An 11,604-nucleotide genomic window follows, 5' to 3' on the forward strand; every position below is an offset into this window, starting at 1 on the left:
TTCGGGGGTTTTGCTTTTTCAGGCTACCGGATATCGGGTCTTGCCGTTTCTGTGGACTAATTCCGGGAGTATTCCCCTGCTTTACCCCTAGAATGCGCCCTGTGGATAACTAGCCAGGGAATGCCGCCGCCATGAACATCGAACTGCTGATCGCCGGTATCGTCGTGCTGATTATTGTCGTCGGCCTGGTCGGCTGGCTGGTGGGGGTCTACAACGGCCTGGTGATGCGCCGCAACGATGTGGATAAAGCCTTCGCCAACATCGACGTGCTGCTCAAGCAGCGGGCAGACCAGATTCCCGACCTGATGCGCGTGGTGCAAACCGCCATGAACCATGAGAACGCGCTGTTCACCCGCCTCAGCGACGCCCGCACCGCGTACCTCAACGCCAGCAGCCTCACCGATAAAGTCGATGCCTCCAACCAGCTCAATACGGCGCTCAAGTCGGTGATTGCAGTTGCCGAGAATTATCCGACGCTGATCTCCGGCCCCAACATGGTCGAGTTGCAGCAGGCGATCTCGGCGGTTGAGGAACGCATCGCCGACCGTCGCGAGTTCTTCAATGAGTCAGTCAACCTCTACAACATCGCCATCGCGATTTTTCCTGATCTGTTCTTCGCCAAGATGCTCGGCTATCAGCGCATTCCGCTGCTGGCCATCAGCGCCGAAGAAACCCGCTACGACGGCGTGAAGCTTGAGGTGCCGGGGGCATGAAAACCACCCAGGCAGGGGTTGTCACAAAAAAACCAGTGTGGAAAACCCTGGTGGCACTGGTCTTTCTCGCCGGCTTTATTGGCCTGATGGTCTACGCCCCGACGATCCTCGTGGCGCTGTTTTTTCCTGTGTGCATCCTGATCGGGCTGCTGGCCAGCTTCGGCCCCAATTTCTATCGCACCGAACAGCGCCTGGCCACCAGCCAGATACGCTCATTGGCCATGGGGCTGGTGGAAGTGAACGGCAAGGTGATCGTCGACACGCCCCTGATCTCACCGGTCCACGGCAAGCCTTGCGCCGGTTACGTGTGGGTCATCGAAGAAGGCACCAAAGACAAGGATGGCGATTGGAGCTGGAGCCAGGTCTCGGCCGAGGCTCGCTGCAATGACTTCCGCCTGCAGGACGCCACCGGTGAAGTGACAGTGATTGCCGAGGGTATCGACCTGTTCGGCAAGAAGCGCCCGGACGACCATGAATGGATCAGCAGCTCCCGCCGCCAGGGCGAACTGCTCCTCACCCAGGATATGCAGGTGATGCTGATTGGCGACGCCTGCGAGCGTGCGGGCAAGACGGTGATTGCCCAGGGCCGGCAACCTGACGCGGTGTTCGGCCTGGCCGAGACCAAGGAGGTGGAAAACCGCCGTGTGCTGGCGCCGCTGTGGCGCGCCGGTGGTTTCTACGCGGTGGTGGTGGGTTTGATCGGCGTCGGCATCATGGCCATGACGCCGGAACATTTTGCCCAACTGCATTTGCCGGGCCCTGCCACCTACCAGCAAATGGCAGAGCTGAATCCCGCCTATCGGTTTCTGGCCTGGTTGTACCGTGACAACGGCTTCGTGATTCCTTTCATGGCCGCGTTTGGCTTCTTGCTGACGATGTTTGTGGTGTTGCTCGCGCTGCGGCTCTTGCTGCCCAAGGGCATGCGCCTGGCGGTAGGCCGCGTGCTGGGCGCCTGGATGGGCCTGGGCATGGTGATTGGCGGCGTAGTGACCTTGCTGCTGGTGGTGGCCCAGGTGGACACCATGAAGGTGTTCCTGGTGTGGATGATGATTCTGCTGGGCACCCTGGTGTTTTCGATCTTTGAGCAACGCAAGCTGGGGGTGGCGTACAAGCATTTCGCAAAAGATGCCGGCACTGCCGGTTTAGGCGACGAAGACGCCTGATCAGGGTACAAACTCAACCTTCAAGCCTCGGCTGGCGCTGCGGCCCTGATCGTCAGTCACCCGCAACCGGTACTCCCCCGACTTACCCGGCCGCCAGTTCAGCGTGGTTTGCGGCGGGCCCTGGCCGATCAGGGTCTGGTCGGCGAACCAATACAGCATCAGTGCATCACTGGCCGCATTGGCGTTCAGCGGGATGCTTTCCTGGGGCTGGGACAGGCGCAGGTGATAACTGACCTGAGTCAGCGGCGAGCGAATCTGCGGCGCCTCGCTCTGGTCGCCGACACGGTTGGGTTGGCAACTTTTCTGCACATTGGGCGGCGTACGCCGGGGCAGCCCGGCGGCGCGGAACAGCCGCTGCACATCGCTGGGCCAGAACTCGAAGACTTCTTCACGGGTGTACTGCGGGTCGAACGGCGGGCACGCGGCCTTGCTGGTGCGGGTGTCGATCAGCACCGGGCGGTGCAGGTTGGACACCCGAATCGGTGACACGCCGGGGATGTACCAGGTCTTGCGGGTACGTGGGCACCAACGGTTGGGCAAGTCACCAGAGGCCGCGCAGACGTCGATGCGGATCAGCCCGGCGGGCGGTTTGTCGGGTTTGATCACCACATTGGGCAAGGCCAGCGGCAGGGCGTCGGCGATACGGAAGAACAGCGGTGCCGCAGTTTTCGCACCGATAAACTCAGGATTCGGACGCCCATCGAAGTTGCCCACCCACACCACCAGCACGTACGGGCCTACGAGGCCGGCGCTCCATGCATCATGAAAGCCCCAGGACGTGCCGGTCTTCCAGGCCGTACGCCAGTGGCGCCCCGGCAGCCCGTCCGGGCGCGGGTTGCGCCGCAGCATGTCGCGCACCATAAACGCGGCCTGCGGCGTGAGTAGCTGGGCGCCAGTGGTTTGCGGCTGTTCCTGCAAATAGCGCAGCGGCCGCAAATGCCCGTCACCAGCCAGCATCACATACAGCCGCGCCAGCTCCTCGGGCGTCATCTCGCCGCCGCCCAAGGCCAGCGCCAAGCCGTAATGGCTTTCGCCGCGCAGGCCCTTGATCCCGGCCCGTTGCAGCAATCCGTAGAGTGACGGCGAGCGGGTTTGGCTGGCCAGCCAGACAGCCGGAATATTGCGGCTGCGAATCAGCGCGTCACGGGCTGTCACCGGCCCGACAAAACTGCCGTCGAAATTTTCCGGCTGGAAGTAGCCGAAGTTACTCGGCATGTCCTTGAGGATGCTCATGGGGTGGATCACCCCTTGGTCCAGCGCCAGCCCATACAGGAATGGCTTGAGGGTGGAGCCCGGCGAGCGCCGCGACAACACGCCGTTGACCTGGCCGTGGATGCTTGTGGATAAGTAGTCTGCCGAGCCCACCAGGGCTTTTACGCTCTGGTCGCGGCTGTCGATCAGGATCGCCGTGGCGTTTTCCACACCGCTGCTGCGGCGCTCGGCGATGAAGCCGGTGATCAGCCGTTCCAGCAATTGTTGCAGCGCCAGGTTGAGGGTGCTGTTCAACTCATTGCCGGTTTGCGAGGCCAGCAACTGTTCGCTCAGGTGCGGCGCGAGAAACGGGATCTGCTGGCGGTTGCGGGCTTCCAGCGGCAGGTCCAGCAAACTGTCGTTACGCGGATCCTGTGGATAAGTTTCCCGCCAGTCGGCCATCAGCCGTTGCCGGGCGGTTTGCAGGGAAGGCCCAAAGCGCGCCCGACGACCCGGTTGCTGGGGAATCACGGCCAGCGCGAGGGCTTCAGACAAGGACAACTGCGCCGCTGACTTGCCAAAATAGATCCGGCTGGCCGCTTCGGCACCTTCGATATTGCCGCCCATGGGCGCCAGGTTGAGGTAGGCCTCAAGGATGTCGTGCTTGCTGTAACGCGCCTCCAGCCACAGTGCCAGGGCCATCTGCTGCAGCTTGCCGGGCACTTGGCGAGTATTGAGATCCCACAAGCGCCTGGCCAGTTGCATGCTCAGGGTCGAACCGCCCTGACGCTGGCCGCCGCTATAGGTGGCCATGGCCGCCCGTAATAACGCCGGGGGATTGATCCCCGGGTGCCAGTAGAAATTGCGGTCTTCCTTGAGCAGCAACGCCTCCACCAGTGACGGAGAAATCCGTTCCAGGGGTAGCCACAGGCGATATTGCCCGTCAGCCGCCAGGGTCATGCGCAGCAGCGAACCGTCATCGGCCAGCACCACCCGTGAGGAGGTGGCTGCCTGTTCCAGCGGCGCGTGGGGCCACAACCGTAGCCCCGCCAGAATCAACGCCGCTGCCAGCAGCGGCGTCAGGCTTTTAAGGCTTGGTAATTTCAAGCTGGCCTACTTTGCCGCGTCCTTGCAGGGTGGTTTCGTACATGCCCTCGGCGTAGGCCGGTGGCGTATTGAAGGTACCGGCGTTGGTGGCGCGCACGCGGTACACGAAGGTGCCTACATCCCGCAGCGCGGTGCCGTACAACACCACTCGGTCATCACGCACGTCGACGTAGTCCGGTTGCCAGTTGCTCAAATCGGTCTCGCCAATCGGCGCCTGCCAGGCGTCGGCTTCTTCGGTGTCTTCGCCGGTTTCAACGTACTCCGAATCGTCGCCTTCGCTTTCCTCGGTGCTGGCCGCTTCCGGCTCCGGCGGCAAGTTATACACAGGCTCGACACCACCCGGCAGCAAGTCGACCACCGCCACTTGCTGCACCTGATCACGGTCAGTAGCCCGCAAGCGCAGGCGCACCAGGAACTCATCACCTACCGCGACCTTGCTGACTGGATTGCCCTTGAGGTCGAGGTATTCGTGGATGATTTCCAGGCCGCTGTTGATCGGCTTGAGGTTGGCGCCCTTGTCATAGCCCGCTTCGCTCAGCATGTAGAACGCCGCCGGGCCGTCGGATTTTTCCATCTGCAGTTTTTGCGTACCGGCAGGCACCGCCGCACGTGGCGGTTGGCCGGCCATCTGCAACAACTGTTGCTGCTTGTCGCTGAGCCATGCGGTGGCCTTGAGGGTCATGTCGCTTTGGGCGCGCTGGCCGTAATTGTCCAGGGCCCGCAGCAACAGTGCCGCCGACAGCGAGTTGTAGCGTTGCTCGTTGAGACGCTTGCCGAGTTTATCCAGCAGGCTTGTCGGCACATCGTCGAGCATTTCCGGGAAGTGCCGCGCGAGCAAATGCAGGTGCTCGGCGTCGTGCACCAGCGGGTCGTAATACAGGCCGTCGCTGTTCCATTTATCCGACAGGGAAAGCCACGGCACCTTGCGGAACAGCGTGTCGGCCTGACGATCCTGCTTGAGCAACTTGTAGCTGGCGGCCAGGTACGCCGCGCCAATGTCGTTCTGCCAGGTGTCCTTGAAGTAGCTTTCGTAGCGCTCGCGGATATCGCTCAAGGCGCCGCTCACCAGAATCCCCTGACGGCTCAGGAGGTAACTGGCATAGGCGCGGTTGCGCAATTCCGACAGGCCTTCGCTCGGGCCGTTGGCCAGGTCGGTGAGGTACGCGTTGGAACGTTGCAGCAGGTCTTCCGGCACCGGCAGCCCGCGCTCCCTGGCTTCGATCAGGAAGTCGGTGGCGTACAGGCTGGCATACGGCGCCACATCCGGGTTGGCCGCCCACAAGCCGAAACCGCCGGCCTGGTTCTGCCGTTGACGCAGCATGCGCACCGCACCGCTGAAGGCCTGCTCGGCCTCCGGCGCGTTACCACCCCAGATCAACGCCGGCATGGCCTTGGACACCAATTGCTCGGTGCAGGCGTAGCCATAGTCATCCAGGTAATGCTTGAGGCCGTTGGCCCATACCAGCGGCGAAGCGGCGACGCCCAACTGCACATCGCGCAACTGGCTGAACAGCTCGCGGGTCGGTTTCAGCTCTTTGCTGGCGCTGTCGAAACGGCCCAGGCTCAGGGCCACCCGATGCTCGCTCAAGGGTCGGATCGATGTGGTTTCCGCCACCTGGATACGCTTGCCATCCGGCAGCACCGCGACGAAGCGCAAGTCTGCCGAGCCGAGGGTTTCGCCTACCTTGATCTTGAACTCGGCGACACCCTCCTTGCGCGGTTGCAGGGCCAGGGTGCTGGCCTTGTCGCCTTGCACCTGCAGGCCATCGCTGGTCTGCACTTCAAACTTCACGTCCGCCGCCGCGTCCAGGTTGCTGAACACCCCGGCGCTGACGCTGAACACATCCCCCGGTGCGACAAAGGCCGGCACGTTCGGCGTGATCACCAGCGGCCCGCGCACTTCGGTGTTGGCCTCGCTGACGCCCACGCTGTCGCTGTCCACGGCCACCGCAAACAGATGCAGCTTGCCATTGAAGCTGTCCGGAACCTGGTAATGCAGCACGGTTTCACCGGCCGGCAAGTCCACCAGGCCAGACCACCAGGCCACAGGTGGCTGATGTTTACGCTTGAACGGGTTGAGGTGGTTGGCCAGGGCGCCTTCCGTATCGCCACCCGGCGCTGCCCCACTGAGCAGGCGGCTGAATTCCGGCAGGATCAGGTCAAGGATCTGACTGGTGCCGACCTCCAGTGCACGCTTCTGGAAGAAGAAGCCCAACGGGTCCGGCGTCTGGTAGCGCGCCACTTGCAGGATGCCTTCGTCCACCGCGTAGACCACTGCGCGACCAGGGCGGTCGGCGTTGACCTTGATATCCAGGGTCTGCCCCGGCTCGATCTTCGCCGGGCCTTCGACTTTCAGCGCCATGCGCCGCGCGTCGAGGTTGATGCTGAACGGCACTACGCCGTAGGACAGCGGGCTCATGTAGACCTCGGACGAACCAATGTCCCGTACGAACTGCACGTTGACGTAGGCATTGCCCTCAAGCCCCGCAGGAACGCGGATGTGTTGCACGCTGTTGGTGCTGTCGGCCTTGAACCACTGCTGGGTGTAGACCTTGTCCCGCTCGATGGTGATCAACCCGGCGCCGGTGTACGGCGCGCGAATGCTGATGGCGATCTCATCACCGGTGGCGTAGCTGCGTTTATCCAGGCGCAGTTGCAGTTCGGCGTTGCGCTCCAGGGAGCGCGAGGTGTTGCCCCGGCCGGCGACGCTGTAGTCGATCTGGTTCAGCAGGTTGCCGTTGGCGTCCTTGAGTTGCAGGGTGAAATCGCCCGGGGTGCCGGTGTTCAGGGTTTGCTTGGCGCCGTCCTTGGTCATCACCAGCGGCGAGGCAGGCTGGCTGATGTTCTTGATGCGCGACTCGTATTTGTAGGTGCCGTTGGATTGCTTCACCAGCACCGAGACGTAGCGGTGCTCGACCACTTCACTGGTCAGGCCGTCGACTGCGACTGGCGTAAGGTCTGGCGCCACGGCCAGCCATTGCACTTCACGCGGGGCGTCCTTGGCGACGAAAGACAGCGAATCCTTGCTCTTCACACCCACCAGGTACGGCGCCGCCGACACCAGCAATGCGCTTTGTGCGGCGACGTTGCGACCGCCTTCGGCTTCGTACACCTGGGTCATCACTTGCAGGCGGTAGGTGCTGTTGGCGAAGCGTTGCAGGTTCAGGTCCAGCACCGCCTGGCCATTGTCGTCGACGGTGGTTTCGGCCAGGTCTTCGGAGCTGGCTTCTTCCAGCGAGTCATTCAGGCGGAAGCGGTAATCCGGGTAGCGATCAAAGGCCGCGAGCGTCGGGCTCAGAGACATTTTCGCCGTGACGCGACGACCCGCCGCCGGAGCGCCGAACAAGTGCATCGCGGTGACCTTGGCCACCACCTGATCCGGCGGGATCCAGCCCAGCACCGGTGTATCGTGCAGGCTCAGGCTGACTTTCATCCGGTCCGGTTCAAAGTCGCGGACCTTGAAGCTGACGCTGCCCAGGTCGGTACGACGCTGCTTCTCACCGATCAGTTGCAGGGTCGCGGTGTAATCGCCGGATGGCGCTACTTCGCTGCTTGGGAAATCGAAGGTTTCAAAACCGCTGGCCGACAGTTTCAACGGCTGGCGAATCACCTCAAGGCCACGGGGGTCGGTGATCTGCAACTCAACCGGCAGGCCTTGCAGGGCGCCTTTCCAGTCGCCGCTGCGCACGATCATGCCCAGGTGCGCGGTCTCACCGGGCCGGTACAGGCCGCGATCGGTAAATAGGTAGGCGCTGAGGCGATTGATCGCACCGTCCTCTTCCAGGCCGCCTACATCAAAGCGTGACAAATCCAGCTGTTGCGACTGACGGGCAATCGGCAGGAAGGATTGGTCATTGCCGCGACTGACCACATACATCAACGGCGTTTTCTCACGGCGCAGTTCATCCAGCTTGGCGAAGTGCGCGTGTCCTTCGGCGTCGGTATGGCCGCTGGCGACCGGCAAACCGTTGCGGCCGATGATATCGACCTGGGCGTCGGACACCGGCGAGCCGTTGCCGATGGACTGCACGTACACATCGTGGCTGCCATCGCTGGAGCGCTTGGCGATGATGCCCAAGTCGGTGACCACGATGAAACGCAGGTCGCTGGTGGTGTTGCGCGAGTAGTCGAAGGTGCGATCGGCCGGGTCGTCCTGCGGGCTCAGCTTGAGCACAAAAATCCCCCGGCGGCCGCCGTTGGCCGTCAGGTAGCTGCTCAGGTCGACATTGTCGTAGACGGTTTTCGACGGGTCGCCAGCCGACAGCGGAATGTCCAGGCTCTGACGCTCCACCATCCGGTCGAAGTAGTCATTGGCAAAATTCGGTCGGGCAAAGCTGCCGCTGCTCTGGTCCACCAGGTGTTGCAACTGGTTGGGCAGCAGGCGCGCGATTTCCACATGGGCGCCGGGTACGCCACGGGCCATGAAGCCCAGGCGTTTTTCGCCAGTGAGGCTGAGCAGGGCGCCGTCGGACAGGAACTGCAGCGTGCGCGGATAAGCCGGCATGCTCACGAGAGAGGCTGTCGGATTTTTCGCCAGGTAGCCGCCGATGGCTTCCAGGTTGGCCGGTACCCGCACATACAGGGCGCGGCCCGGCGGGGCCTTGAACTTGAAGGCGTGCAGGGTATTCAGCGGTTCGACGCTCGGCACGTGGGTCAGCTTGACCTTGGTGCTGCTGGCCAGCAGTTTGTCGTCGATGTCTTGCAGGTTCCAGGGGCGGGTATCGTCCTCGGCTTTTTCCGGCAGCATCCAGGCCTGCACCTTGTTGGCGATGGTCTCGTCGGCCACGGCGCTGGAACTGCTGAACATCAACACCGGCTCGGGTTCGCCGCGCTCGTTGTCGACAAAGCTGACTTCGGCGCCGGTAAAGGTCAGGCGATAGCGGCCGGGCACGGTGACTTCGGCCACCAGCGGCGCCGAGCTGGGATTGCCGCCATCACGGGCCTTGAGGCCTTCATCGAGCTTGGCGCTGACCGGGGTGCTTTCCAGTGGGGTGGCCAGGGCGGCAGAGCGCACAAAGGCGTTGAGCTTGTGTTCGTCGAAGGTGATTTCCGGGCGATTGGGCAGTTGCGCATCGCGGTAGGCCAAGCCTTTGCCGAGGGCGACCGAGGCACGTTTGCGTACGCTGTCTTCGTCTACCGGGTGGGAAAAGTGGAAGGTCGCTACCAGCTGTTTCTGCGTCGGGTTGCTCGGGTCCTGGTACAGCTCGTTTTGCGTCAAGGTGGCGCGGAACGGCTGGGTGGAGAATTGGCTGGTGTATTGGCTGAGCAGTACGCCGTCGGCCAACAGGTTCTTCTTGGCCAGGTCGATGGTGTAGTGGGCGTCGACGGGCCAGTCTTTTTCCGGGGTGAACACCAGGCTGCGGTCATCCGCCCAGCGCCAGGCGCCGGCGATGGCAGGCTTGAGGGTGATGCCTTCGGTGACCGGCTTGCCGATGGCCGCCAGCGGGGCCACGGATTCGGCGAAGCGCACCTGCAAGTTATCCACAACCGGCTGCGGCTGGGTGTAATCCGTCAGGTTGGGCTTGTGCAGCGAATAACCCACGGTGTGGGGCTGTGGCAGGTGGGAATACCAGTGCCAGCCGTAAAAGCCCGCGGCCAGCACGAGTACCAGGGCCAGCGCGCCGCCCGCAGCCTGGCGCGGATAAGCCCGGGCCTTGTGGCCGACGTTGACCAGGCCGTTGCCTGTGGCTTGCAGCCAGCGCGGCGGCTGCCACTGGCCGAACAGGCTGCGCGCCAGCCATCGAACGGCGCTGAACAGAACACTCACCACTGAGATCAAGGCCCCGAAAAAACGGCGGCTGGTCGCTTTTAACGAATCAAACATGGTGAGCATCCCTGGCAATGTGTCGCGTATCTTACACGTCTCTTTGATACAAAAGATGACGGCAAATGCGCCGCAAAGCTCAGGCTTGCTGTACGAAGGTGAGGCGTATCGCAAAACCGATCAAAAGACTGCCAAACAGCCATTGCTGAAGGCGCTGGGCGGACGGGCTGCGTTCCAGCCAGCGGCCGATTCTTGCGCCGGCCAATCCATAGCAACTGTCGAATGCCAGGCCGACCGCCACCAGAATCGCCCCCAACAGCGCAAACTGCGCCGTCACCGATGCGCCATGTGGATCAATGAATTGCGGCAGCAGCACGGAGCAGAACAGCAGCGCCTTGGGGTTGAGCAGGTTGGTCAGCAAACCCCGCTGGAAGGCTTCGCGCCAGGCATGCGCCGGCGTCGTGCTGTGCTCGGCGTTCAGGTTGGGCAGCAGGTTTGAGCGCAGGCACTGCACGCCGATCCACAGCAGATACGCCGCACCGCCCAGGCGCACCACATCGAAGGTCCAGGGTGCGACCTTGAACAGGGTCGCCAGGCCCATCCCCGCCAGCGCCACGTGGCAGGCTCGCGCCAGGCCCAAGCCGCCTGCGGTTGCCAGTGCCATCGCCTTGCCCTGGCGGGCGCCGGTTTGCAGCAGCAGGATCATGTCCGGGCCGGGCAGCAGGTACACCACTGCCAACGCGACTAAAAACAACCAGAGTTCTGCCATGTGCCTGCCCCTTGCGGTAGGTGATTCGTAGGGCAATTTTAGGGGCGAAGGCCGGGGCAGGTGCTTGCGTAGTCAGATGGAAAAGCGTCTAGTCTTGGCACAATCTGCCACTTTTTTCGGGCGAAACATTTCACTTATGCCAAATCTGAAGCTGGACGCATTTGACCGCAAGATTCTTGAAGCCCTGCAACGGGATGGCCGGCTGAGCAACGTGCAATTGGCGGACGAGATTGGCCTGTCGGCCTCGCCCTGCTTGCGGCGTGTGCGGCTGCTGGAAGAGGCCGGGGTGATTCGTGGTTACCAGGCAAGCCTGGACCGGGATGAAGTCGGGTTGGGGCTGACGGTGTTTGTCGGGGTGAAAGTGGAGCGGCATAACGACGAACAGGCGGAGGCGTTTCGGTTGGCGGTGACGGCGCTGCCCCAGGTGATTTCGGCGTTTCTGGTGTCGGGGGAGTCGGATTTCCTGCTGCAAGTGGTGGTGCCGGACTTGCGCGGGTATGAACGGTTCCTGACCGGGAGCTTGTTGAAGTTGCCGGGGGTGAGTGATATCCGCAGTAACTTCGCGATTCAGACGGTGAAGACGCCCGGGGCATTGCCGCTGAGTCACCTTCCCGGCTAGATCGTTCCTACGCTCCGCGTGGGAATGCCGCCCTGGACGCTCCGCGTCCGCTTTAAAGTCGTGACGCGGAGCGTCACCGGATGCATTCCCACGCAGAGCGTGGGAACGATCAGATAAGGACGCTTGTTGTGGCGAGGGAGCTTGCTCCCGCTGGGCTGCGTAGCGGCCCCAAAATCCTGGGAGCGCTTCGCACTCCAGCGGGAGCAAGCTCCCTCGCCACAGCAAGCTCCCTCCCCACAGCAAGCTCCCTCGCCACAGAGACGGTCTCGCCACAGGAG

Annotated in this window: 6 protein-coding genes; 3 read left to right on the plus strand and 3 right to left on the minus strand. The window is 62.9% G+C overall.

The features are described from left to right. The first annotated feature begins 131 nt into the window (after positions 1 to 131). Together HX786_RS25480 and HX786_RS25485 are read left to right on the plus strand one after the other, a co-directional pair. Positions 132 to 713 carry a LemA family protein gene (locus tag HX786_RS25480; RefSeq protein WP_003213535.1) on the plus strand — a complete coding sequence of 194 codons (582 nt, stop codon included), beginning with the start codon at positions 132 to 134 and terminating at the stop codon, positions 711 to 713. Continuing rightward, positions 710 to 1,876, plus strand: a complete 1,167-nt coding sequence (locus HX786_RS25485; protein ID WP_178912748.1) for a hypothetical protein — start codon at positions 710 to 712, stop codon at positions 1,874 to 1,876. The genes HX786_RS25480 and HX786_RS25485 overlap by 4 nt, the downstream gene beginning before the upstream one ends. Here HX786_RS25485 and pbpC read toward each other — a convergent pair whose 3' ends face one another. The 3 genes from pbpC to HX786_RS25500 form a co-directional block, all read right to left on the minus strand. After that, a complete protein-coding gene (gene pbpC, locus HX786_RS25490) occupies positions 1,877 to 4,174 on the minus strand; it encodes a penicillin-binding protein 1C (RefSeq protein WP_178912749.1) in 2,298 nt (765 codons plus the stop codon). Then, the gene (locus HX786_RS25495; protein ID WP_178912750.1) at positions 4,155 to 9,998 is read right to left on the minus strand and encodes an alpha-2-macroglobulin; all 5,844 of its coding nucleotides are present in this window, start codon (positions 9,996 to 9,998) and stop codon (positions 4,155 to 4,157) included. The genes pbpC and HX786_RS25495 overlap by 20 nt, the downstream gene beginning before the upstream one ends. A 79-nt stretch (positions 9,999 to 10,077) precedes the next feature. Beyond that, entirely contained in the window at positions 10,078 to 10,707 is a 630-nt protein-coding gene (locus HX786_RS25500; RefSeq protein ID WP_178912751.1) for a LysE family translocator, read from the minus strand. Positions 10,708 to 10,852: 145 nt separating this feature from the next. Here HX786_RS25500 and HX786_RS25505 point away from each other — a divergent pair, with 145 nt between their 5' ends. Then, positions 10,853 to 11,326 (plus strand): Lrp/AsnC family transcriptional regulator, encoded by a 474-nt coding sequence (locus HX786_RS25505; protein ID WP_032899927.1) that lies wholly within the window; start codon positions 10,853 to 10,855, stop codon positions 11,324 to 11,326. Positions 11,327 to 11,604 lie beyond the last annotated feature (278 nt).

This window comes from Pseudomonas sp. 21615526 (assembly GCF_013386245.1).
Classification (GTDB): domain Bacteria; phylum Pseudomonadota; class Gammaproteobacteria; order Pseudomonadales; family Pseudomonadaceae; genus Aquipseudomonas.